General features: G+C 72.1%; 20 protein-coding genes. 13 read left to right on the top strand and 7 right to left on the bottom strand.

Going from position 1 to position 23378, the window contains the following annotated elements:
* Window positions 1–130: 130 nt before the first annotated feature.
* The 4 genes from P3T39_RS35190 to P3T39_RS35175 form a co-directional block, all read right to left on the bottom strand.
* Window positions 131–1414 carry a multicopper oxidase family protein gene (locus P3T39_RS35190; RefSeq protein ID WP_280703374.1) on the bottom strand — a complete coding sequence of 428 codons (1284 nt, stop codon included), beginning with the start codon at window positions 1412–1414 and terminating at the stop codon, window positions 131–133.
* Window positions 1415–1709: 295 nt separating this feature from the next.
* Window positions 1710–2729 carry an alcohol dehydrogenase catalytic domain-containing protein gene (locus P3T39_RS35185; RefSeq protein WP_280703373.1) on the bottom strand — a complete coding sequence of 340 codons (1020 nt, stop codon included), beginning with the start codon at window positions 2727–2729 and terminating at the stop codon, window positions 1710–1712.
* 20 nt (window positions 2730–2749) lie between these two features.
* The gene (locus tag P3T39_RS35180; protein WP_280703372.1) at window positions 2750–3982 is read right to left on the bottom strand and encodes a cytochrome P450; all 1233 of its coding nucleotides are present in this window, start codon (window positions 3980–3982) and stop codon (window positions 2750–2752) included.
* 106 nt (window positions 3983–4088) lie between these two features.
* Window positions 4089–5267, bottom strand: a complete 1179-nt coding sequence (locus P3T39_RS35175) for an acyl-CoA dehydrogenase family protein (RefSeq protein WP_280703371.1) — start codon at window positions 5265–5267, stop codon at window positions 4089–4091.
* A gap of 253 nt (window positions 5268–5520) precedes the next feature.
* On the opposite strand from P3T39_RS35175, the gene P3T39_RS35170 reads away from it, so the two are divergent.
* From P3T39_RS35170 to P3T39_RS35115, 12 genes are all read left to right on the top strand, one after another.
* Window positions 5521–5934, top strand: coding sequence for an SgcJ/EcaC family oxidoreductase (locus P3T39_RS35170; protein WP_280703370.1), 414 nt, complete (start codon window positions 5521–5523; stop codon window positions 5932–5934).
* Between the two features lie 31 nt (window positions 5935–5965).
* Window positions 5966–7357, top strand: coding sequence for an FAD-binding monooxygenase (locus P3T39_RS35165; RefSeq protein ID WP_280703369.1), 1392 nt, complete (start codon window positions 5966–5968; stop codon window positions 7355–7357).
* Between the two features lie 11 nt (window positions 7358–7368).
* Window positions 7369–8526: an epoxide hydrolase gene (locus P3T39_RS35160; RefSeq protein WP_280703368.1), complete on the top strand. Its 1158-nt coding sequence runs from the start codon at window positions 7369–7371 to the stop codon at window positions 8524–8526.
* A 99-nt stretch (window positions 8527–8625) separates the two neighbouring features.
* Window positions 8626–10212, top strand: coding sequence for a PQQ-binding-like beta-propeller repeat protein (locus P3T39_RS35155; RefSeq protein ID WP_280703367.1), 1587 nt, complete (start codon window positions 8626–8628; stop codon window positions 10210–10212).
* A gap of 650 nt (window positions 10213–10862) precedes the next feature.
* A complete protein-coding gene (locus P3T39_RS35150) occupies window positions 10863–12155 on the top strand; it encodes a hypothetical protein (protein WP_280703366.1) in 1293 nt (430 codons plus the stop codon).
* A gap of 39 nt (window positions 12156–12194) precedes the next feature.
* Window positions 12195–13358: an inositol-3-phosphate synthase gene (locus tag P3T39_RS35145; protein ID WP_280703365.1), complete on the top strand. Its 1164-nt coding sequence runs from the start codon at window positions 12195–12197 to the stop codon at window positions 13356–13358.
* Window positions 13355–14239 (top strand): SCO3242 family prenyltransferase, encoded by an 885-nt coding sequence (locus tag P3T39_RS35140; protein ID WP_280703364.1) that lies wholly within the window; start codon window positions 13355–13357, stop codon window positions 14237–14239. The genes P3T39_RS35145 and P3T39_RS35140 overlap by 4 nt, the downstream gene beginning before the upstream one ends.
* A complete protein-coding gene (locus P3T39_RS35135; protein ID WP_280703362.1) occupies window positions 14236–15129 on the top strand; it encodes a sugar phosphate isomerase/epimerase family protein in 894 nt (297 codons plus the stop codon). The genes P3T39_RS35140 and P3T39_RS35135 overlap by 4 nt, the downstream gene beginning before the upstream one ends.
* 59 nt (window positions 15130–15188) lie before the next feature.
* Window positions 15189–15839 (top strand): EboA domain-containing protein, encoded by a 651-nt coding sequence (locus tag P3T39_RS35130; RefSeq protein ID WP_280703360.1) that lies wholly within the window; start codon window positions 15189–15191, stop codon window positions 15837–15839.
* A 14-nt stretch (window positions 15840–15853) separates the two neighbouring features.
* Window positions 15854–16714, top strand: a complete 861-nt coding sequence (locus tag P3T39_RS35125) for a TatD family hydrolase (RefSeq protein ID WP_280703376.1) — start codon at window positions 15854–15856, stop codon at window positions 16712–16714.
* Window positions 16711–17817, top strand: coding sequence for a metabolite traffic protein EboE (eboE, locus tag P3T39_RS35120; protein WP_280703359.1), 1107 nt, complete (start codon window positions 16711–16713; stop codon window positions 17815–17817). Before P3T39_RS35125 ends, eboE begins: the two co-directional genes overlap by 4 nt.
* Complete coding sequence (locus P3T39_RS35115; protein ID WP_348534423.1) at window positions 17814–19202, top strand: nucleotide pyrophosphatase/phosphodiesterase family protein; 1389 nt, start codon at window positions 17814–17816, stop codon at window positions 19200–19202. Before eboE ends, P3T39_RS35115 begins: the two co-directional genes overlap by 4 nt.
* Window positions 19203–19209: 7 nt before the next feature.
* On the opposite strand, the gene P3T39_RS35110 is transcribed toward P3T39_RS35115, so the two are convergent.
* Together P3T39_RS35110 and P3T39_RS35105 are read right to left on the bottom strand one after the other, a co-directional pair.
* The gene (locus tag P3T39_RS35110) at window positions 19210–20460 is read right to left on the bottom strand and encodes a sigma-70 family RNA polymerase sigma factor (RefSeq protein ID WP_280703358.1); all 1251 of its coding nucleotides are present in this window, start codon (window positions 20458–20460) and stop codon (window positions 19210–19212) included.
* Window positions 20461–20464: 4 nt separating this feature from the next.
* Window positions 20465–20827 (bottom strand): YciI family protein, encoded by a 363-nt coding sequence (locus P3T39_RS35105; protein ID WP_280703357.1) that lies wholly within the window; start codon window positions 20825–20827, stop codon window positions 20465–20467.
* A 209-nt stretch (window positions 20828–21036) separates the two neighbouring features.
* On the opposite strand from P3T39_RS35105, the gene P3T39_RS35100 reads away from it, so the two are divergent.
* The gene (locus tag P3T39_RS35100) at window positions 21037–22629 is read left to right on the top strand and encodes an MFS transporter (protein ID WP_280703356.1); all 1593 of its coding nucleotides are present in this window, start codon (window positions 21037–21039) and stop codon (window positions 22627–22629) included.
* A 182-nt stretch (window positions 22630–22811) separates the two neighbouring features.
* Here the strand turns inward: P3T39_RS35100 and P3T39_RS35095 are convergent, their stop codons facing one another.
* Complete coding sequence (locus P3T39_RS35095) at window positions 22812–23252, bottom strand: hypothetical protein (RefSeq protein ID WP_280703355.1); 441 nt, start codon at window positions 23250–23252, stop codon at window positions 22812–22814.
* Window positions 23253–23378 lie beyond the last annotated feature (126 nt).

The raw sequence follows: 23378 nt of genomic DNA, 5'->3' as shown, positions 1-23378 counted from the left end.
CCCCACCCTCGGCCCCCGGCCGGTCCGGTCCGGCCCCCTGCCGCCCCGCGCCCCCCGCCCCCCCCCCCCCCCCGGGCCGGGGGGGGGGGGGCCCCCCCCCCCCCCCCCCCCGCCGCTGCGTGCGGGTGGTTCAGTCGACGATCTCCATCTGGCCCATCATGCCCGCCGAGGAGTGCTCCAGCATGTGGCAGTGGTACAGGTAGCGGCCGAGGTAGTCGGCGAAGGTCGCCTGGACCCGGACCGAGGTGCCGGGCGGGAGGGGGATGGTGTCCTTCAGGCCGGCATCGCCGGGCAGCGGCGGCCGACCGTCCCGGTCGAGCACCCGGAACTGCGTCATGTGCATGTGGAACGAGTGCTGGATCGGGCCGTACTTGGTGGCGGCGTCACCATTGGTGATCGTCCAGATCTCGGTGGCACCGCGCTGGATCCGCTGGTCGACCCGGTCCGGGTCGAACGGCTTGCCGTTGATCAGGCCGATCGGCTGGTTGGTCAGGTCGAAGGAGAGCTTCACCTCGCGGTTGACCGTGGCCGGCGGCAGCTCGGGAAGCGGGCGCAGCTCGTCGGGCACCCGGCTGTGGTCGCGGGCGGTACGGTCCACGTCGAAGCGCAGCACCTGCTCGATCTCGTCGTTGCCGGTGAACTGGCCCTGGTTGGTGAGCATGAACCGACTGCCGACCGCCAGCCCGGAGAAGTCCACCACCAGGTCCACCCGCTCACCGGCGGCGAGCGGGAACTCCGTCCCGGTCCGGTCGGCCGGCGCGGGCAGCAGACCGCCGTCCGAGCCGATCTGGAAGACCGGCAGGGAGCCGAAGTTCAGCTTCAGGAACCGCAGGGTCGAGCTGTTCAGCAGCCGGAGGCGGTACTTGCGGGCGGCCACCCGGAAATACGGCTTCGGGCGGCCGTTGACCAGGATCACGTTCCGCTCCCGGGGGTCGCCGTGCACCAGCTGGCCGCCGGCGTCGAACTGCGCGTCGCGGATCGCGATCGGGATGTCGTAGTCGCCGCACGGCAGGTGGTACCGGTGCTCGTCCTCGCCCTCGATCAGGTAGAAGGCGTGCATGCCGCGGTAGACGTGCTCGGCCTCCACGTGGTGGCTGTGGTCGTGGTACCAGAGGGTGGTTCCGGGCTGCTTGTTCGGGTACTCGTACAGCCGCTCGGCGCCCGGGTCGATGACCTGCATCGGGTGGCCGTCGCTGTCGGCCGGGACGTGGCCGCCGTGCAGGTGCACGTTGGCGGCCTCGGACAGCCAGTTGCGGTAGGTGACCAGGACCCGGCGGCCCTCCCGGGCCCGGATCGTCGGGCCGACGAAGCTGCCGCCGAAGGTCAGGCACTTGGTCCGGACGCCGGGCAGCAGCTCGAGATCGGCGGCCAGGATGTCGAGCCGGTAGACGTCGGTGTCGTCGGTCCGGGCCACCGGGCTGAGAGTCGGCGGCACCGGCATCCGCACGGAGAACGGCCCGTCCGCCGGGCCGGCCGCGCCTCGAGCGGCCTGCGCGGGACGCGTGGGCTTCCCAGCGGCCAGTGCGCTCACCGGTATCAGCACGCCGGTGCCCGCCGCGATGCCCGCGAGGCCCAGAAAGTGTCGCCTGTTCAGGATGTCCTCCCCAATCGGTACCCGCGTCCGAAACAATGTCCGGCGCGCTCAGGAGGCCATCCTGATTCGTGATCAGAACAGGTGCTTCTTCCCGGGTGCTGTTCTTGACGGAAGGTCAGACATAGCTGACGACCGCGCGGAAGCGGACCTCACCCCGGTCGACCCGCTCGAGCGCCTCGGCGACCCGCTCCTTGGGGAAGGTCTCGATCAGGGGTGTGACGGCCCCGGAGGCGACCAGGCCGAGTGCCTCGGTGAGCTGGTCGAGGCCGTTGTGGGTGGCGCCGATGACCTGCTGGCGCTGCGCCCAGAACGGGCTGGTGGGCGGGATGGTGAAGGAGTTGACCGGGTCGATGGTGGCCAGCACGATCCGGCCGTGCGGCCGCAGGCCCTGGAGGGTCTCGCCGGCGGCCTGGTAGGAGGTGCCGGTGACCAGGACGACGTCGGCGCCGCCGGCCGCCCGCAGCTGCTCGCCGTCGGCGACCACGTGGTCCGCACCGAGGGACCGGGCCAGCCGGTGCTTGTCCGGCGAGCGGGTGATGGCGATGGTCTCGAAACCACAGGCGCGGGAGAACTGCACTGCCAGATGGCCGAGTCCGCCGATACCGAGGACCGCCACCCGCTCGTGCGGCTTCGGGCCGGCGGCGCGCAGCGCGCTCCACGCGGTGTACCCGGCGCACAGCATGGGGGCGGCGACCTCGTACGGGACGGTGTCCGGCAGCAGCACCGTGCTCTCGGCCGACACCGCGACGTACTCCGCGTGACCGCCCTGGACGGTGAGGCCGCTCATCACCGACTCCGGGCAGTTCATCCCGGACTGCCCGGTGAGCGGGAGATTGAGCCGGCAGTACTCGCACCGCCCGCAGGTGGCCTGCACCCAGGTGGTACCGACCCGCTCGCCGACCCGGCGGGTGGTCACTCCGGGGCCGACCTCGACGATCTCCCCGGCGGCCTCGTGCCCGACCACCACCGGGTCGAGCGGCGGGAAGGGGAAGACACCCTGACCGACCCACAGGTCGTTGTGGCACACACCGCAGGCATGGACCCGGATCAGCACCTGGCCGGGACCGGCCTTCGGGGTGGGGATCTCGCGCAGCTCCCAGCGCGCCTTGACCTCGGGTACGACGGCTGCCTTCATCGGCCGAACCACCTTTCTTCTCAGCGGGCTTGCGGCGTCAGCCGGACCGGCAGGGCCTGGACGCCGTTCATGATGAAGGTGACCTGCGGTGCCAACTCCTCGGCCGGTACGGCGAGTGCGAGGTCCGGGAAGCGCTCGAACAGCGCCGAGAGGGCGATCTCGGCCTCCATCCGGGCCAGTGGCATGCCGATGCAGCGGTAGATGCCGTGGCCGAACGACAGGTGTTCCTTGCTCGGCCGGGCGGCGTCGAAGGTGTCCGCGCTCTCGCCGTGGACGGTGCGATCGCGGCCCACTGCGGCGAAGTTGATCAGGACCGGCTCGCCCTTGGCGATGGTCACCCCGCCGAGCTCGATGTCCTCCACCGCGAAGCGGAACGGCAGATGGGCCACGGGTGCCTCGGCGCGCAGCGTCTCCTCGATCACGTCCGACCACGAGACTGCGCCGCTCCTGAGCAGCGCGAGCTGGTCGGGGTGGGTGAGCAGGGCCCGGCCCGCGTTGGCCAGCAGGTTCATCACCGGCTCGGTACCGGTGGCGAGCAACAGGTGGAGGGTGCCGACCAGTTCGGAGTCGGTCAGCCGGGAGCCGTCCTCCTCCTTGGCCTGCACCAGGTCGCTGGTGAGGTCGTCCCCGGGGTTGCGGCGCTTGGCGTCGACGAACTCCTGCATCTCCCGGTGCCACTGCTCGACGTTGGCCGCCGACTCCTCCGGGGTGATGGTGGTGTCGACGTTCACCTCGCCACCGCGCAGCAGCTGGGCGCGCTCCTCGGCCGGCACCCCGAACAGGTCGCAGATCACCCGGGCCGGCATCGGGTGGGCGAAGCGCGCCTTGAGGTCGACCACCTCGCCGGGCTCGCAGCCGCCGAGCTCGTCCAGCAGGTCGGCGACGGTCTTCTCGACGCTGGCCCGCATGGCCTCGACCCGGCGCGGGGTGAAGGCGCTGGACGTCAGGCGGCGCAGCCGGGTGTGGTCGGCGCCGTAGCTGGTGGTGAGGTTGTCCATCAGCACCCAGCCGATGAGCGGGAAGTCCGCGCCGATCCGGCCCTCGGCGAAGGCGGTCCAGTGCTGGCGCGGGTCCTTGGAGAGCCGGTGGTCGGCCAGGGCCTGGCGGGCGAGCTCGTGGTCGGCGATCGACCAGGCGAGGACACCGCCGGGCAGTTCGATCCGGGCCACCGGGCCGTTCGCCCGGATCCGGGCGGCCTCGGCGTGGATGTCACGTCCGGCGCGGTCGATGACGACGGGGGAGAGGAGTTCCACGGGACGCCTCCGGGGAGTCGGGTCGGATGCGGGAGCAGCCGCCCGGGCAGGGCCGCCTCCTCCTCGGGTGAGGAGTCACCTGCGGCCCTGCCCGGGCATGCGTCGACTACAGGTAGAGCGTGTTGGGTTCGAGGCCGCAGGCGATCCGCCCGTAGAGCTCGAGGTTGGTGTTCGGGTGCAGGATGGCGTGCAGGTTGAGCGTCTGGACGTCCCGCTCGATGCGCTGGATCGGCACGGTGGTGTAGATCGAGGAGCCGCCGCTGGCGGTGTTCAGGATGTCCACCGCCTCCTTGGTGCGCTGGCAGACCGCGCCGAGGTCGAGCCGGATCCGGGCGCGCTCCTCCAGCGTCCACGCCTCGCCGGTGGGGCTCTTGGTGTCGAGCAGGGTGGCCGCGCGGTGGGCGTGGAACTCCGCCTCGTCGATCCTGGTGACGGCCTCGGCCACCTGGAGGTGCGTCAGCGGGGCCTCGGCCTGGCTGTCGTAGGAGGTGTAGCTGATCTTCCGGCCGGGGAGCCGCTCGAAGAACGCCTGCTTGGCGGCCTTGGCCAGACCGAGGGCCGGCGCGCTGATCGTGGCGCACGCGGTGGGCATGAACGGCGCCCGGTAGATGGATGATTCGGCGTTCTCGAGGGAGCGGTGCCGCCCCTGCAGGACCGGCACCATCGGCAGCACCCGCGGCTCGGGGACGAACAGGTCGGCGGCGACTGTGGTCACACTGCCCGAGCCGCGCAGGCCGGTGGTGTGCCAGTCGTCGATGATCTGCAGATCGGCCAGCGGGACCGCCACCATGATCGGCTGCGGCCCGTCCGGCGTCATCAGCACCGCCGCGTTGGTGTTCCAGGAGCTTTGCAGTGCACCGGAGTTGAAGGACCACTTGCCGTTCAGCAGCACGCCGCCCTCGGTGGGGACGGCGACGGCGGTCGGGCTGAGGATGCCGCTCACCCGCACATCGGGGGTGGCGAAGATCTCGTCCTGCACCTCGTCCGGGAACAGGCCGGCCATCCAGGAGCTGATCGCCCAGACCGCCATGACCCAGGCGGTGGAGCCGTCGCCACGGCCCAGCTCGGCGATCACGTCGACCACCGTGCGCATGTCGGACTCGTAGCCGCCGTAGCGCTTGGGCACCCGGAGCTTGAGCAGTCCGGACTCCGCCAGCGACGTCACGGTCTCCACGGACAGTCGGCGGTGCCGCTCGTGCCAGAGCGCGTTCTTCTCCAGCATCGGCACCAACTCGGCTGCTCGGCTTACGAGTTCTTCCCTCGACGGGGCTTCCTTGGACGTCATCGGGGCTCCTCGGGAATGGGCGGCCCGGCAGGGGCGGCCGACCGTCCGGGCCGCGGTCGTTGATCGGCCCTGTCGAGGCTGGCACCCGTGCGTGGTGCCCGCATCTCCGGGATTGCGCCGTGGCCCGGGCCACCGGATCGGCCAACTGCCCAGCGCAATCGGGGAGATGCAGCACGCGGCGGGCGGGTGTGAGGCTGGCCGTCACCCGGCCGCGGGCAATCGCGGCCGTGGATCGCCGGAGAAGGAGAAAGCCATGTCTGCCACTCCATCGTCGATCACCGGTGACGCCGCCGCCCTGCGCGCCGTCCCGGAACTCATCGTCGCGGCCTGGGCGGAGCACGACGCCGACGGGTTCGCCGAGATCTTCACCGAGGACGCGACGCTGATCCTGCCCGGGGACGTCTACCTGACCAGCCGTGAGGAGATCCGCTCCTTCATGACGAAGGCGTTCGCCGGCCCGTTCAAGGGGACCCGGGTCACCGGCGAGCCGCTGTCGGTCCGCCCGCTGGCCGAGGGCGTGGCCGTGCTGGTCACCCGGGGCGGTGTGCTGGCCCCCGGCGACACCGAGGTGACGGCCGAGCGGGCGATCCGGGCGACCTGGGTGCTGGCCAGGCAGGGCGCCGACTGGCGGATCGCCTCGTACCAGAACACCCCCATCGCCGCCTGAGCCCGATCCACCAGAGGAGGAGGTACCGGCGATGGGCACCCACGTCGGAGAGCGCGCGGTCGTCCTCGGCGGCAGCATGGCGGGGCTGCTGGCAGCCACTGTGCTCGCCGAGTCGTTCTCGGAGGTCCTGGTCGTCGACCGGGACGAACTGAGCGGGGTCACCGGCCCCCGGCGTGGCGTCCCGCACGGGCGGCACGCGCACGGCCTGGTGGCCCGGGGCCAGCAGATCCTGGAGGGTCTCCACCCCGGGCTGACCGAGGAGTTGCGGGCGGCCGGGGTCCGGCCGGGCGACTTCAGCAGCGACATCCGCTGGTACTTCAACGGCTACCGGCTGGCCTCCGGTCACACCGGCCTGCTGTCGGTGCCGGCGACCCGGCCGGTGCTGGAGCACCACGTCCGCCGCCGGGTCCAGGCCCTGCCCCGGGTCACCTTCCTGGAGCGGTACGACATTCTCGGCCTGGAGAGCGGCGCCGACCGCCGCCGGGTGACCGGCGCCCGGGTCCAGCGCCAGGACGGCGGCTCACCCGAGGTGCTGCACGCGGATCTGGTGCTCGACATCACCGGCCGCGGCTCGCGCACCCCGGTCTGGCTGGAGGAACTCGGCTACCCGCGCCCGGAGGAGACCCGGGTCAAGATCGACCTGGCCTACACCACCCGCCACTTCCAGCTGGACGCCGACCCGTTCGGCGACGACCTCGCGATCATCCCGGTGGCCACCCCGGCGCACCCGCGTGGGGCGTTCTTCTACCGGCTGCCCGGCGAGGACAACCGGGTCGAGCTGTCGCTCACCGGCGTCCTCGGCGACCACCCGCCCACCGATCCCGAAGGCTTCATGGCGTACGTCCGGTCGCTGCCGGTGCCGGACATCTACCGCGCGATCCGGGACGCCGAGCCGATCGACGACGCGGTGATGTTCAAGTACCCCGCCAGTGTGCGGCGCCACTACGAGCGGCTGTCCCGGTTCCCCGGCGGCTTCCTGGTGATGGGCGACGCCGTGTGCAGCTTCAACCCGGTCTACGGGCAGGGCATGACCGTCGCCGCGCTCGAAGCGCTCGCGCTGCGGGACCAGTTGCGGCGCGGCGCGCTGCCGGACGCGCGGCAGTTCTTCAAGGACGTGGCCGCCGTCGTCGACGCACCCTGGGACTTCGCGGCCGGCGCCGACCTCGGCTACCGCGGGGTCGAGGGCCGCCGGACGGCCAAGATCCGCCTGGCCAACGCCTACGTCAGCCGGCTGCACCACGCCGCCACCCATGACGCCGAACTGACCGCCGCCTTCATCCGCGCGGCCGGGCTGATCGACGCCCCCGAGTCGCTGATGCGGCCCGGCACCCTGCTGCGCGTGCTGCGGCACTCGCTGCGCCGCCCGGCCGGCGCACCGGCCGCCGCACCGGCGCCGGCCCGAGCCGGCGAACGGTCCCGCTGAGAGGAGTCGGCATGCGTCCCTTCCGTATCGATATTCCGCAGGAAGCCCTCGACGACCTGGACCGCAGGCTCGCGGCGACCCGTTGGCCCGGTGAACTGCCCGGCACCGGCTGGCAACGCGGTGTCCCGCTGGGCTATCTCAAGGAGCTGGCCGAGTACTGGCGCACCGGCTTCGACTGGCGCAAGGCCGAGGAACACCTCAACTCCTTCCCGCAGTTCCTGACCGGGATCGACGGGCTGGACATCCACTTCCTGCACGTGCGTTCACCCGAGCCGGACGCCGTGCCGTTGATCCTCACCCACGGCTGGCCGGGTTCGGTGGTGGAGTTCCTCGACGTGATCGGCCCGTTGACCGATCCCCGGGCCCACGGCGGCGATCCCGCCGACGCGTTCCACCTGGTCATCCCCTCGCTGCCCGGCTACGGCTTCTCCGGCCGCCCCCAGGAGGCCGGCTGGGACACCGCCCGAGTCGCCCGCGCCTGGGCCGAGTTGATGCACCGGCTCGGGTATGAACGGTACGTCGTCCAGGGTGGCGACTGGGGCATGCCGATCTCGTTGCAGCTCGGCCTGGCCGATCCGGCGCACGTCGCGGGCGTGCACCTCAACATGCTCGCCACCTTCCCGCCGCAGGCCCCGGCCGCGCCGGCGCAGCTGGACGAGGCGGACCGGGCCCGGCTGGAGTTCGCCATGCACTTCGAGCAGGACGGGGCCGGCTGGCGGAAGATCCAGTCCACCCGGCCGCAGACCCTCTCGTACGGCCTGACCGATTCGCCCGTCGGACAACTCGCCTGGATCGTCGAGAAGTTCAAGGAGTGGACGGCGGCGGAGTCGGCTCCCGAGGACGCGGTGAGCCGCGACCGGCTGCTGACCAACGTCGCGCTCTACTGGTTCACCGCCTCCGCCGGGTCCAGCGCCCAGCTCTACTACGAATCCAACCGGCTGGACGTCGAGTTCATCCGGACCTGGGCGGGCCCCTGGCCGCTCGCCGCGCCGGTCGGGGTGGCCGTGTTCCCCCAGGACGCGGTCCGGCCGATCCGCCGCTGGGCCGAGGGGATTCTCCCGACCCTCACCCACTGGTCCGAGTTCGACCGCGGCGGGCACTTCGCCGCGCTGGAGCAGCCCGAGCTGTTCGTCGGCGACGTCCGGACGTTCACCCGTCTGGTGCGCTGATCCTTCAACCCGACTGAACCGAAAGAATCTTCGGTCATTTTCTCGACCGGATGTCGAGGCTGGCGCCGACCAACGGCGCTGGACGGAAACGGAGTTGACGTGTCAGTCATCGGACTTCCGAACACCCGCGGCCAGGTGCGGCGCAGACGCCTCACACCCGGCTGGCTCGGACTCACGGCGCTGGCCGTGTTCTCGCTGGCGATCGGGCCCGGCATCGCCGATCCGCGCCCGTCGGTCGCCTCCGCCGCGGAAGCCCCTGACCTCCGGACGCACCCACGGGACTGGGCTGTCTCCAACGGCGATCTGGCCAACACCAGGGCCACCACCCGGACTCCGATCAATTCCCACAACGTCAAGAACCTCAAGGTGAAGTGGCGGCTGCCGCTGGACGGCAAGCCGACCTTCGCCGGCATCATGGCCTCCAATCCGATCGTGGTCGGCGACACCGTCTATCTGATCAACCTCGACTCGGACGTCTACGCAGTGGACAAGGAGAGCGGAAAGGTCCGCTGGAAGCACGAGTTCAACAGCCCTACGGTCGGGCCGAACGGTGTGGCGTACGCGCACGGCCTGCTCTACGGCACCACGTTCACCGGCGCCTTCGCGCTGGACCCGGAGACCGGCCGGACCGTGTGGTCGCGGGAGTTGCTCACCGCCGACCAGGGCGGCATCGATGTCGCCCCCCAGGTCTACGACGACACCGTCGTGGTCAGTACCGTCCCGAGTACCTTCGGCAGGTACGTGCCGGGCTCCATGGGGATCATCTGGGCGCTGGACGCCGCCACCGGCACGCCGAAGTGGAACTTCAACACGGTCAAGGACGGCGACCTGTGGGGCCACCCGGAGATCAACAGCGGCGGTGGCAGCTGGTTTGCGCCGGCCCTCGACGGCCACGGCCGGATCTTCCTCTCCGTCGCCAACCCCGGCCCGCTGCCCGGCACTCCCGAGTACCCCAACGGCAGCAGCCGGCCGGGCCCCAACCTCTACACGAACTGCCTGGTGGCACTGGACAGCAGGACCGGAAAGCTGCTCTGGTACCAGCAGACCGTGCCGCACGACCTGCGTGACTACGACCTCCAGGACCCCGCGATCATCACCACCGCCCGGATCGGCGGCGTGAGTACGGAAGTCGTGGTCGTGGCAGGCAAGATGGGCAAGGTCTACGCCTATCGGGCCGACGACGGAACCCCGCTGTGGACCCTCCCGGTCGGCACCCACCTGAACGACGAAGGCCCGCTGCCGAATGACCCCGTCACCGTCCTGCCGGGCATCATCGGCGGTGTGGAGACGCCGATGGCGCTCGCGGACGGGCGGGTCTTCGTGCCCTGGGTCGACAATCCCGGCAAGCTCAGCGCCACCGGCGGGCTGGAACTCCCCGACAACGCCAAGGGCCGGGGTGGCCTCACTGCGGCCGACGTGGCGACCGGCAAGGTGCTCTGGCAGCGCGACCTGCCGCAGATGGCGCTCGGTGCCGCCACCGTGGCCAACGACGTGGTCTTCACCGCCACCTTCGACGGCCAGATCTTCGGCGTCAGCACCGCCACTGGCGACCTCCTGTGGACGTCCACCGCGCGGGCCGGCATCATCGCCTTCCCAGCCGTGAGCGGCGACCTGCTGCTGGTTGGCGCGGGCGCCCCAGGGCTCTCTGCCTCTCCGGTACCCGAGCTGATCGCGTACTCGCTCTGACCCGACCGTTCGAACCGTTCTACTGATCCCGAGACGACGGCCACCGGCCCGGCATCCATCGCCGCGCCGGTGGCCGTCGTGCGTGCGTTCCAGGTGAGTGGTGCTGCGGGAGATCTGTCGAAAATTTCTTCCCGGCGGATGTCGATTCCGCGCGCTCGGCGCCGTCTACCAAGTGCCGGACCGAAACGCCGGCGGTCGAGGATCCCCGTAACCTCGACAGCTCGCTGTCGTCGGGGAGGGAGTGGACGCCCTCCCCGTCGGCCGTCTGCCACACGTCGGAGAGGAGATCGCCGAGGATTACCGAGCGTGACCTATGAGCCCAATGGCCGAGCCCCGGACCACCCGCGACCCGTGCCTCTTCGGCCGCGGGCGGCTCCCTCGCGAGCCCCGTCACCGCTGCGCACGAGCGCCCCTCCCTTCTCTCGTCGTGCGGTGTACCCAGGCCGTTCCGCGCCCGATCCCGCCGGCTTCCCAGGGCTCTTTTTCACCATCTGACCTGCGCAGTTATCCGATGCGCCGGTGATCGTCCGGCCGCTGCCGGGCCCTCGGACGGTTCTTGACCATGCTTCGCGGACACTGCTACACATCGACCGTCGCCGACCGCAGTTGACGGTGGGCGGATCTCCTGTGGGCACTGCCGTGGAGGGGCCGTGGTGTTGTCACCGACCGTACTGGCCGACGGGCTGGACTTCCCGACCAGCCTGGCCTTCGACGACAAGGGCGGGGTGTATCTGGCCGAGTCCGGACTCCCCTTCGGGGGTGCTGCTCCGGGCGGCCGGATCTGGCGCCTCGGCCCCCAGGCCGACACCGCGTCACGGACGCTGGTGGCCGACGCTCTGGCCGCTCCGGTGACCGGACTGCTCTGGCACCAGGGGTACCTCTACGCCTCCGAGGGCGGCGCCGGCCGGATCACCCGGATCGGCCCGGACGGGCAGCGGACGGTCATTGTCGACGGCATGCCGGGGCCCGGCAACTACCACATCGACATGGCCGTGGCCGGCCCCGACGGGAAGCTGTACTTCGCTCAGGGGGCGATGTCCAACCTCGGGATCATCGGGCTGGACGCCTATGAACTCGGCTGGCTGGGACGGCTCCCGCACTCGTACGACATCCCCGGCCTGGACGTGGTACTCACCGGGGTCAACGTCACCACCGAGGACCCGCTGGCCGGCCGTCCCGGCGCGCGGACCACCACTGGCGCGTTCGTCCCGTTCGGCACCGAGACCACGCCCGGGCAGCGGGTGCCGGCCGGGCTGCCGTGCAGCTCGGCGGTGATGCGCTGCGATCTCGACGGCGGCAACCTGGAGTTGGTGGCCTGGGGGCTGCGCAACGCGTTCGGGCTGCGCTTCCTCCCGGACGGGCGGCTGCTCGCAGTCGACCAGGGCGCCGACGACCGGGGGAGCCGGCCGATCGGCAATGCGCCCGACCTGTTGTTCGAGGTGCGCGAGGGTGCCTGGTACGGCTGGCCGGACTTCGTCGGCGGCGTCCCGGTGACCGACCCGGTGTTCAAGCCCGAGCGCGGCCCGCAGCCGACCTTCATCCTGGCCGACCACGACCAGCTCCCGCCCCCCGAGGCGCCGGTACTCAACTTCGAGGCACATGTGGCGGCCACCAAGTTCGCCGTCGCTCCGCCGCGCTCGCCGCTCGCCGGGCAGCTGGTGGTCACGCTGTTCGGTGACGAGGCCCCGATGACCCTGCCGCCCGGCGGCCCACAACTCGGGCGCGACCTGCTGCTGGTCGACCCGGCCGACTGGTCCACCCGCGGCCTGCCGTCCGGGCCGCAGCTGCACCGGCCGATCGACGTCGGGTTCGCACCGGGCGAAACCGCGCTGCTGATCCTGGACTTCGGCGAGTTCGAGATGACCGGCCACGGCGTAGAGGCCAAGGCGGGCACCGGACGGCTGTGGCGCTGGGAGGGCTGGGACCGGCCGACCACCGGCTGACGCTGCCGGATCTCACCTCTGAGGAAAGGGAGTTGCACGATGGCAGGCAGAACCGGTCTGTGGCTGATCGGCGCACGGGGATCGGTGGCCACCACGGCCGTCTGCGGCCTCGCCGCGTTCCGGGCCGGGCTCGTCCCGGCCACCGGCTGCGTCAGCGAGCGGCTCGACCTCGACCCGGCGGTCTTCCCCGGCTGGTCCGAGTTGGTGACCGGCGGCCACGACATCGTCGCCACCCCGCTGGCCAAGCGGGCCGAGGACCTCGCCGACGCCGGTGTGCTGCCCGGCTGGCTCCCGTCGGCGGTCGCCGAGGACCTGCGGGCGGCCGACCGGGAGATCCGCCAGCGCTTTGACCCCGCCGGCAGTTCGGGCCCCCAGGCCGAGGCGGCCGGGCAACTCGCCTCCGACATCGTGGACTTCCGGCGCAGCCAGGACCTGGACCGGGTCGTGGTGGTCAACGTCTCGTCCACCGAGCCGCCGATCACGCCGCTGCCCGAGCACGCCGACCTGGACGGCCTCGAACGCGCCCTCGCCGAGCCCGGCCGGCCGGTGCTCCCGCCCAGCGCGCTGGCCGCCTACGCGGCCTTCTCGGCCGGCTGCCCGTACGTCGACTTCACTCCCTCGCCCGGCCTGCGCATCCCGGCGGTCACCGAACTGGCGGACCGCCGTGGGCTGCCCTACGCGGGCTGCGACGGCAAGACCGGCGAGACCCTGCTGCGCAGCGCGCTGGCGCCGATGTTCCTCGCCCGTGGCCTGCGCGTCCGGTCCTGGTCGGGGACCAACCTGCTCGGCGGCGGGGACGGTGCCAATCTGGGCCGGGAAGGGCGCGCCCAGGGCAAGCTGGCGGCCAAGACCCGGGGCCTGGCCGCCCTGCTCGGCGCGGAGGCCACCGCACCGCTGCACATCGACCACGTACCCGACCTCGGCGAACGCAAGGTCGCCTGGGACTACGTCTCCTTCGAGGGCTTCCTCGGCGCCTCCATGAGCCTGCAACTCACCTGGGACGGCTACGACTCGGCCCTGGCCGCGCCGCTGGTCCTCGACCTGGCCCGGCTGGTGGCGGGCGCGCACGCGGCCGGACAGTCCGGACCGCTCGGCGCGCTGGCCTTCTTCTTCAAGGACCCGCTCGGCAGCGAGGAGCACCGACTCGCCCGGCAGGAGCAGGAGTTGGCCGCCTGGGCGGACCGGATCGCGGTGGCCCGATGAGTGCCGCGCCCGCCGTGGGCACGCTGGGCTCCTGGCTCGAGCTGGTACGCGCGCCCGCCGCGCTCACCGTCCTCGGCGACACCGTGGCCGGAGCGGCGGCGGCCGGGCGGCCGCTGCGGGGCAGGCGGCTTGCGCTGCCGCTCGCTTCGGTCGCGCTGTACTGGTCCGGCATGGTCCTGAACGACTGGGCCGACCGGGCGGTCGACGCGGGCGAGCGGCCCGAGCGCCCGATCCCGTCCGGCCGGATCGCGCCGGGGCCGGCCCTCGCGGCGGCCGCCGGGCTCAGCGGCGCCGGGCTGGCGCTGGCCGCCCTCGCGGGCGGCTCCGACGCGCTGTGGGTCGCCGTCCCGCTCGCCGGGGCGGTCTGGGCGTACAACACCGTGCTGAAGCCGACCCCGGCCGCGCCGGTCGCCATGGCGGCCTGCCGCGCCCTGGACGTGCTGCTCGGCGCCGGCGCCGGGCACTGGACCGCGGCCCGTACTTCGGCCCTCGCCGTGGCCGCGCACACCCTCGGGGTGACCGCGCTGTCCCGTGGCGAGGTGCATGGCGGACGCCGTGCCGACAGCCGGCTGGCGCTGACCACCACCCTGGTCGCCACCGCCCTGACCTGCGGGGGCCGAGCGCCCTCCCGCCTGCACCGGACGGCGGCCGGGCTCTGCGCGCTCGGCTACGCGGGCACCACCGGTCGGTCGCAACTCGCCGCGGACGCCGCGCTGTCCACGGCGGCGGCCGTCCGCGCCGCCACGGTGGCCGGCATCCACGCAATGGTGCCGCTGCAGGCCGGACTGGCCGCGCGGCGCGGTTCGCTGCGGGCCGCCGCACTGGTGCTGACGGCGCTGCCGCTGGCCCGCCGCCTCTCCGCCCGGAGGAGCCCGACATGACCGCGCCCGCCCTCGGCTACGGCACCAACGGCTTCGCCAACCACCGGCTTTCCGACGCGCTGCGGGTGATCGCCGACCTCGGGTACACCGCGGTCGGCCTCACCCTCGACCATCACCACCTCGACCCCTACGGACCCGACCTGCCCCGGGAGACCGAGCAACTCGCCGCGCTGCTCACCTCGTTGGGTCTGCGCTGCGTCGTCGAGACCGGCGCGCGCTACCTGCTCGACCCGTACCGCAAGCATCACCCCACCCTGGTCTCGGAGTCGGCCCGGCCGCGGATCGACTTCCTGCTGCGCGCCGTCCGGATCGCCGAGTCGCTCGGCGCCGACTGCGTGTCCTTCTGGTCCGGCGCGGGCGAGCCGGGGGTGGACCCGCACACCAACCGCCGCCGGCTGATCGAACACCTCGGCCCGGTGCTGGCCGAGACGCAACGCCGCGGCGTCCGGCTCGGCCTGGAGCCGGAACCCGGGATGGTCGTCCAGCATCTCGACCAGGCACTCGACCTGCGCCGCGAGCTCGGTGAGCCCGACCTGCTCGGTATCACCCTGGACGTCGGGCACTGCGTCGCCGTGGAGCCGGTCGACGCCGCCGCCTGCGTCCGCCGCGCGGGCCGGCTGCTGGTCAACGTCCAACTGGACGACATGCTCCCGGGAGTTCACGAGCACCTCGAGTTCGGGCAGGGGCAGCTCGACCTCGTGGCCACCCTGGCAGCCCTCGACGAGATCGGTTACGCGGGCGTCGCGGCCGTCGAACTGCCCCGGCACAGCCACGCCGCACCGCAGACCGCACAGAAGGCCATGGCGGCACTCCGCCAGGCCCGGAAGACCGTTTCCGTTCAGCCGGTGCACACGGGTGCACCGCTGTCGTCCACGATCGGAGACCGTTGATCATGCCGTACCAAGAGGAACACCCCTGGCTTGTCACCGGCGTCCACGGAGGGAGTTCGGTGGCGATTCTTCAAGCACCGGAGAACGGCTGGCCGGCCGGCGCCGAACGGCGCATCCGGGAGCGGCCCGCCGCCATCCACAAGGAGTTCCCGCTGGCCGGCCAGGCGGTCGGCCGGGTGCCGGTCCAGCCGGAGACCGACCCGCAGGGGCTGGTCTTCGGCACCGTCGACGACCAGGCCCGCGCCCGGCTGCTCGCGGTGCTGGCCGAGGTGCTGCCCGCCGGGGCCCTGGAGACCGAGGTCGAACGGCTCTACCGCCACGGCGACGACGCCGAGCGGCGTGGCGTGCTGCGCGCGCTGTCGCTGCTGCCGGACTCCTCGGTGCGGCTCGGCCTGGAGCTGGTCGCCGACGGCCTGCGCACCAACGATCCGCGCCTGATCGCGGCGGCGATGGGCCCCTTCGCGGCCGAGCACCTCGACCAGGCACAGTGGCGGCAGGGCGTGGTGAAGTGCCTGTTCGCAGGTGTGACGCTGTCGGCCGTGGCGGACCTGGTCGCCCGCACCGACTCCGAGCTGCTGCGGATGGCCCGCGACCTGGCCGAGGAGCGGCGGGCGGCGGGGCGGGAGATCAGCCCCGATCTGCGCGCACTGCTCGGCATGACCGTGCTGATGGCACTCGTGCCGCCGCGGGCGGAGGACGACCGGCGATGAGGTTCTTCGATCCGATGAGGATCTTCGATCCGCACATCCACATGACCTCCCGCACCACGGACGACTACCGGAACATGCACGCGGTCGGCGTCCGGGCCGTGGTCGAACCCGCCTTCTGGCTCGGCCAGCCCCGCACCGGCCTGAGTTCCTTCACCGACTACTTCGACAGCCTGATCGGCTGGGAGCGTTTCCGGGCCTCCCAGTTCGGCATCAGCCACAACTGCACGATCGCCCTCAACCCCAAGGAGGCCAACGACCCCCGCTGCGTCGAGGTGCTGGACGTACTGCCGCGCTACCTCGGCAAGGACGGTGTGGTCGCGGTCGGCGAGATCGGCTACGACTCGATGACCAGGGCCGAAGACGAGGCGTTCGTCCGGCAGTTGGCGCTGGCGGTCGAACACGGCCTCCCGGTGCTGGTGCATACCCCGCACCGGGACAAGAAGGCCGGCGCCGCCCGCACCCTCGACGTGGTCCGCGAATCCGGCGCCGACCCCGGTGCCGTCCTGGTGGACCACCTCAACGAGGTCACCGCGCCGATGGTCGCCGACTCCGGCTGTTGGCTGGGCTTTTCCATCTATCCGGACACCAAGATGGACGAACACCGGATGGTCGCCCTGCTCAAGGAGTACGGCACGGCCCGCATTCTGGTCAACTCGGCGGCCGACTGGGGGCGTTCGGACCCGCTCAAGACGTATCGGGTGGGCCAGGCGATGCTGGCGGCCGGCTTCACCCCGGCCGAGGTGGACACCGTGCTCTGGCAGAACCCGGTCGACTTCTACAGCCGCAGCGGGCACCTGATGCTCGACGAGGACATCTCGGCCGACGCCGAGGTGGTCTCCTTCGCGGGCAACTCGGTGCTCCGGGGCGGATCATGACCCGGCTCTGCTACTCGACCAACGTCCACCCGGCGGAGGATCTGCCCGGCATCCTCCGCCAACTGGACGGCTTCGCGGCCCCGATCCGCGAGCGCACCGGCTTCGACCGGCTCGGGCTGGGTCTGTGGCTGGCGGCCGGGACGGCCGCGGAACTGGCCGCCGACCCGGCCTTGCTCCGCCGGTTACGAGCCGAGCTGGCGGCCCGCGGTCTCGCCGTACTGACCCTGAACGCCTTCCCCTACGGCGGGTTCCACCAGCCGGTGGTCAAGCACGCGGTGTACCGCCCGGACTGGACCGAACCCGCCCGGGCGCGCTACACCGCCGACTGCGCGACCGTACTGGCCGGGCTGCTGCCCGACGACGCCGACAGCGGCAGTCTCTCCACCCTGCCGCTGGCCTGGCGCCGTCCCTGGTCCGCCGCCGCCGACCGGGCCGCCGAGGCGGCGCTGCGGCGGACCGTCGAGGCGCTGCGTACGGTCTCGGCGCGCGCCGGCCGGCCGATCCGGCTGGCCGTCGAGCCGGAACCGGGCTGCGTGCTGGACAGCGTCGCGGACGCAGTGCGCTGGCTCGCCCCCCGGGTGGACCCCGAGTACGTCGGCCTCTGCCTGGACACCTGCCACCTGGCCGTCTCGTTCGCCGACCCGGACCGGACGGTGGCCGCGATCGGGCGGGCCGGTCTCGCGGTGGTCAAGATCCAGGCCTCGGCGGCGCTGCACGTCGACGACCCCGCCGACCCGGCGGCGCGCCGCCTGCTCGCTGACTACGCCGAACCGCGTTTTCTGCACCAGGTACGGGAGTTGGGCACCTCCGGGCAGGTGCTCGCGGCCGACGACCTGCCGGAGGCGCTGGACCGGCTGCCCGCCCGGGGGCCCTGGCGGGTGCACTTCCACGTCCCGCTGCACGCCGCACCGCCGGGCCCGCTGCGCAGCACCACCGAGGTGCTCCGCGCGGCCGTGGCAGCCGTCCGGGACCGGACGGTGCTCGAGGTCGAGACGTACACCTGGCCGGTCCTGCCCGGCGGAGGGACCGACATCGTGTCCGGGATCGCCGCGGAACTCTCCTGGGCGGCACGCGAGTTGCTGAACGAGAGGGTGAACCGTTGAAGCCGGTGATCGTGCTGGACCTGGCCGGGCTGACGCCACGGCTGCTCCCTTACATGCCGAACCTCTCCCGGCTGGCCGAGCGCGGCGGCCACGCGCCGCTGCGCACGATCCTGCCCGCCGTGACGTGCAGCGTGCAGTCCACCCTGCTCACCGGCAGGCTGCCGGCCGAGCACGGCATCGTCGGGAACGGCTGGTACTTCCGGGAACTCGGCGAGATCCACCTGTGGCGGCAGCACAACCGGCTGGTGACCGCCCCGAAGCTGTGGGAGACCGCCCGTGCCCGGCGTCCCGGCTACCGGGTGGCCAACGTCTGCTGGTGGTACGCCATGGGCGCCTCGACCGATCTGCTGGTCACCCCGCGGCCGGTCTACCACGCCGACGGCCGGAAGTCGCCTGACTGCTATACGCGGCCACCGGCGCTGCACGACCAACTCACCGACGAGCTCGGGCCGTTCCCGCTGTTCCAGTACTGGGGGCCGACCGCCGGGCTGGCCTCCACCCGGTGGATCGTCGCCGCGGCCCGCCGGATTCTGCGCACTGAACGGCCCGACCTTCTGCTGGTCTACGTCCCGCACCTGGACTACGACTTGCAGCGCTTCGGCCCGGACTCCCCGCAGGCGGTGGCCGCCGCCCGGGCGGTGGACGCGGAGGTGGCGCCGCTGCTGGACCAGGCCGAGGCGGCGGGCGCGACCGTGGTCGCGCTGAGCGAGTACGGCATCACCCCGGTGAGGCGCCCGGTGGACATCAACCGCGAGCTGCGCCGGGAGGGCTGGCTGGAGGTGTACACCCAGGCCGGGATGGAGTACCTGGACCCGTGGGCCTCGCGGGCCTTCGCCGTCGCCGATCACCAGATCGCGCACGTCTACGTCTCCGACGAGGCGGACCTGCCGAAGGTACGCGACCAGCTGCTCCGGCTACCGGGCGTGGCCGAGGTCCTGGACCGGGCGGAGCAGGCCCGCCACGGCCTCGACCATCCCCGCTCCGGTGAACTGGTGGCCGTGGCGGCTCCCGAAGCCTGGTTCACCTACTACTACTGGCTGGACGACACGCGCGCCCCCGACTTCGCGCGGTCCGTCGAGATCCACCGCAAGCCCGGCTACGACCCGGCCGAGCTGTTCTTCGACCCGGCGGACCCGCTGGTCAAGGCCAGGGCGGCGCTAGGGCTCGCCCGCAAGAAGCTCGGCCTGCGCCACACCATGAACGTGGTGCCGCTGGACCCCTCCTGGGTCCGCGGTTCGCACGGCCGCCTCCCGGACTCGCCCGCGGACGGTCCCGTGCTGATCTGCTCCGATCCGGTCTGGCAGGCTGCCCTCGACGCCACCGGCGCCATCAGTGCCACCGATGTTCCAGGACTGCTGCTGCGGCTCCAGGGCCTGGCCGACTGACGGTCCGTCACCGGCTGTTCAGCGCGTCGGCGCGAGCCTCCAGATAACGGCGCTCGGGAAGGCTGCCGGTGCGCCGGGCGGCCTCCCGGTAGCTGCTCCGGGCCGCCGCCAGGTCGCCGCTCATCTCCAGAAGATGGGCGCGGACGGCGGCGAGCCGGTGGTGGCCCGCGAGCCGGCCGTCGGCCTCCAGGGTCGCGAGCAGTTCGAGCCCGGCCGCCGGACCCTGGGCCATCGCCAGGGCGACCGCGTGGTTGAGCGTCACCATCGGGCCGGGGGAGAGCTGCTCCAGCAGTTCGTACAGGGCCAGGATCTGCGGCCAGTCGGTGTCCTCGGAGTGCGCCGCTTCGCCGTGCACGGCCGCGATCGCCGCCTGCACCTGGTACGGACCGGCTACCGTGCGCGGGAGGGTCTCGGTGATCAGCGACAGCCCCTCCTTGAGCGCGGCCTGGTCCCAGCGGGAGCGGTCCTGGTCGGCGAGCGGGACGAGGGCGCCGTCGGGCCGGGTGCGGGCAGGCCGGCGGGCGTCGGTCAGCAGCATCAGCGCCAGCAGACCCGCGATCTCGCCCTCCTCGGGCAGCAGCCGGTGCAGCTCGCGGGTCAGCCGGACGGCCTCGCGGGTGAGCTCGGGGTGCTGGAGGTCGGGGCCGCCGGTGGTGGCGTAGCCCTCGTTGAATATCAGGTAGAGCACCTGGAGCACGACCGCCAGGCGTTCCGCGCGCTCGCTCTCCGGCGGCATCCGGAACGGCACCCCGGTGGCCTTGATCCGCTGCTTGGCCCGGCTGATCCGCTGGGCCATGGTCGCCTCGGGGACCAGAAAGGCGTGCGCGATCTGGGCCGTGGTCAGACCCCCGACGGCCCGGAGGGTGAGCGCGACCTGCGAGCCGGGCGTGAGCGAGGGGTGGCAGCACAGGAACAGCAGGGTGAGCATGTCATCCCGCTCGGCCGCCTTCGGCCCCTCGCCCGGGCCCGGCGTCACCGTCTCGTCGGCCGGGGTGAGCGCGGCGACGGTGGCCTCGCGGCGCTGGCGGGCCTGCTCGCTGCGCAGGCCGTCGATCACCCGGCGGGAGGCGACGGTGATCAGCCACGCCCGGGGACTGCCAGGGACGCCCTGCTCGGGCCACTGGACGGCGGCCGCCAGCAGGGCGTCCTGGACGGCGTCCTCGCAGGCGTCGAAGTGCCCGTAGCGGCGGACGACCGCGCCGAGGACCTGCGGCGCCAGCGAGCGGAGCAGCTCCTCGACCCGGACGTCGCGGTTCATCGGCTCACTGCTCCATGCCGGCTTCGAAGACGACCCGGCGGACCTCGATGCCGGTGTACTGGGCGTCGGGGATCAGGCCGGCCAGCTCGACCGCGCGCTTCTCGGACGCGCAGTCGACCAGGTAGTACCCGGCGAGGAACTCCTTGGCCTCCAGGTACGGGCCGTCGGTGACCGCGGGCAGGCCGCCGCGGACCCGGACGGTCGCGCTGCCGGACGGATCGGCGAGGGCCTGGGTCATCACCATCTCACCAGAGTCGCGGATGGTCTGCTGGAACGTGGCGTGCCCGGCGAAGACCGCGTTCTTCTCGTCCTCGGACAAGCCGTCCCAGACGACCGGGTTCATGTGGATCAGCAGCATGTACTTCATCTCGTCACTCCTTGGTCCCTGGCGCTGGCGGGTGTCGTGCACCTGAGACGTCGCCGCAGGCGGCCCGTCCTCGACATCCAAGCCCAGATCGCGGCTTTTCGCTCGCGTTTCGCGGACAGATGTCGAGATCCCGTCGCGGGGTCCGACGTCCCAGGTGAAACGGCGCCCCCGGGGGCGCCACTGCCTCGACAACCCGGAAGGACCCTGTGATGAGTGACACCGAGACCCCCAGCGAGCCGGCTCCCCGGGCCGGACGGCGGGAGTGGACCGGGCTGGCCGTCCTCGCCCTGCCCACCCTGCTGGTCTCCATCGACGTCTTCGTCATGCTGCTCGCCCTGCCCAGCCTGTCGAACGCCCTCGGTGCCAGCAGCGTCCAACAGCTGTGGATCACCGACATCTACCCGTTCATGCTCGCCGGTCTCCTGATGACCATGGGTACGCTCGGTGACCGCATCGGGCGGCGCCGGCTTCTCCTGATCGGCGCCGGCGCCTTCGGCCTCGCCTCCATCGCCTCCGCCTACGCCGTCAGCCCCGCCATGCTGATCGCGGCGCGCGCCCTGCTCGGCATCGCCGGCGCGACCCTCGCGCCGGGTACGCTCTCGCTGATCTCCACCATGTTCCGCGACCCCAAGCAGCGCGGTGCTGCCATCGGCATCTGGGCCGCGTGCTTCTCCGCCGGAGCCATCATCGGCCCGCTGGTCGGCGGCACCATGCTCGACCACTTCTGGTGGGGTTCCGCGTTCCTGCTCGGCGTACCCGCGATGGTCCTGCTCCTCGTGCTCGGCCCGGTCTTCCTGCCCGAGTACCGCAACCCCGATGCCGGGCGCCTCGACCTGGTCAGCGTGCTGGAGTCGCTCGCTGCCATCCTCCCCGCCATCTGGGGCCTGAAGGAGATCGCCAAGGACGGCTGGCAGCCCGTGCCCATCGCCGCCCTGCTGGTCGGCATCGGCTTCGGCATCGTCTTCGTCCACCGCCAGCGCCGCCTGCCCAACCCCCTGCTCGACCTGAGCCTCTTCGGCCACCGCGCCTTCACGGCTGCCCTGGTCAGCATGTTCCTCGGCACCATGCTCACCGGCGCGGTGATGTTCTTCGTCACCCAGACGCTGCAACTGCTGTACAACCGCGACCCGTTCCACGCGGGCCTGTGGATGCTGCCAGCGATCCTCGCCAACACGGTCAGCTTCATCGTGTCCCCCAAGCTCGGTCAGCGCTACCGTCCCGCCTACCTCATCAGCGGCGGCCTGCTGATCTGCACGCTCGGCATGCTGGTGATCACCAGGGCGCAGGCCGACTCCGGCCCCGCCGTGCTCATCACCGGCTTCGCCCTGGTCTTCCTCGGTTCCGGTCCGCTCGTCACTCTCGGCATGGGCCTGGTCTTCGGTACCGCCCCTCAGGAGAAGGCCGGTTCCGCGGCCGCCCTCAACGAGACCAGCGGCCAACTCGGCTTCGCGCTCGGCATCGCCGCCCTCGGGAGCATCGGCTCCGCCGTCTACCGCGGCAGCATCAGCATGCCCGACGGCCTGCCCGCGGATGCCGCCCGGGCGGCGAAGGACTCCCTCACCGGTGCCAAGGACGCCGCCCTTGCTCTTCCCGGCCAGGTCGCGGACACGCTCCTCGCACCGGCTCGGGAAGCCTTCACCACCGAACTCCACACCGTGGTCACCGTCGCGGGCGCCCTGCTGCTCGCCACCGCCGTCCTGGTGACCGCCCTGCTCCGCCACATGCCGCCCACCGGCCAGCCGTCGGCCGGGCCCGCGGCGGAGCCCGCCGAGGACTCCGACGCCATCCCCGCGGCCGGCTGACCCGCCGCACCCGACGGACCGGCCCTCCCGCCAAGCCCGCGGGAGGGCCGGTCCATCTGTGTGACGGGGCTGCCGGCGGAGATCGGCAAGCAAGAAGAGGCGCGCTGAGGTGCGGTTTCAGAAGACTGCCGGATCCGCCTGGCGCCGATCGTCGCGAGCGTGCACTTCCGAGAAGGCCTCGGTCAGCGACGGGAGGTGCGGCGCGCGGGCGGCGCGATGCGTACCCGCTTCCCGGCGGGCGCGTTCTCGATGTCGTCGAGCTGCGCAATGATCGTGCTGCGCAGGTCGTCATAGTCCTCGAAGCAGTGGTCGTTGAACAACGTGTAGCCCGTCCACATCAGGTTGGCACAGACCCGAGCCGGCACCCGGCCGGTTCGGGCGCCCATGCCGACCAGCGCCACCGACTCGATGCTGCCTGGCGCCTCCTTGTTCTGCCGGTGGACCGCCTGGAACGCGGCGACGCACGCCAGGGCCACGTTCAGGGTCTCACTCACGTTCAGTGAGGACTCTTCCATCGTCGGCGCCGAGATCAGGAACTTCGGGTTGATCGCCCCGGACGGAACACACACCGCGCTTCCCACCGGGAGCCTGCCCGCGAACCGGTCGCGGATCGCCCGCTGCACGCGAAGTTGGATGCCCGCTCCGAGGTTGCTCGATCTTGGTGGCTAATTTCAACTTTCATGCTGCGAGGCTGAGTTGGAGTCTGGCGAGGTGACTTTGGTTGGCGCGATCGAGTGGTCGGCCGTTCC

The sequence above is a fragment of the Kitasatospora sp. GP82 genome, from assembly GCF_029892105.1.
GTDB lineage: Bacteria > Actinomycetota > Actinomycetes > Streptomycetales > Streptomycetaceae > Kitasatospora.
The sequence above is the reverse complement of the archived record's forward strand: the minus strand, read 5'-3'. Positions and strand labels throughout refer to the sequence as shown.

Coding starts and splice junctions, on each gene's coding strand:
- P3T39_RS35185 (WP_280703373.1), bottom strand. CDS start 2,729: ATGAAGGCAGCCGTCGTACCCGAGGTCAAGGCGCGCTGGGAGCTGCGC.
- P3T39_RS35175 (WP_280703371.1), bottom strand. CDS start 5,267: ATGACGTCCAAGGAAGCCCCGTCGAGGGAAGAACTCGTAAGCCGAGCA.
- P3T39_RS35170 (WP_280703370.1), top strand. CDS start 5,521: ATGTCTGCCACTCCATCGTCGATCACCGGTGACGCCGCCGCCCTGCGC.
- P3T39_RS35165 (WP_280703369.1), top strand. CDS start 5,966: ATGGGCACCCACGTCGGAGAGCGCGCGGTCGTCCTCGGCGGCAGCATG.
- P3T39_RS35160 (WP_280703368.1), top strand. CDS start 7,369: ATGCGTCCCTTCCGTATCGATATTCCGCAGGAAGCCCTCGACGACCTG.
- P3T39_RS35145 (WP_280703365.1), top strand. CDS start 12,195: ATGGCAGGCAGAACCGGTCTGTGGCTGATCGGCGCACGGGGATCGGTG.
- P3T39_RS35140 (WP_280703364.1), top strand. CDS start 13,355: ATGAGTGCCGCGCCCGCCGTGGGCACGCTGGGCTCCTGGCTCGAGCTG.
- P3T39_RS35135 (WP_280703362.1), top strand. CDS start 14,236: ATGACCGCGCCCGCCCTCGGCTACGGCACCAACGGCTTCGCCAACCAC.
- P3T39_RS35125 (WP_280703376.1), top strand. CDS start 15,854: ATGAGGATCTTCGATCCGCACATCCACATGACCTCCCGCACCACGGAC.
- eboE (WP_280703359.1), top strand. CDS start 16,711: ATGACCCGGCTCTGCTACTCGACCAACGTCCACCCGGCGGAGGATCTG.
- P3T39_RS35110 (WP_280703358.1), bottom strand. CDS start 20,460: ATGAACCGCGACGTCCGGGTCGAGGAGCTGCTCCGCTCGCTGGCGCCG.
- P3T39_RS35105 (WP_280703357.1), bottom strand. CDS start 20,827: ATGAAGTACATGCTGCTGATCCACATGAACCCGGTCGTCTGGGACGGC.
- P3T39_RS35100 (WP_280703356.1), top strand. CDS start 21,037: ATGAGTGACACCGAGACCCCCAGCGAGCCGGCTCCCCGGGCCGGACGG.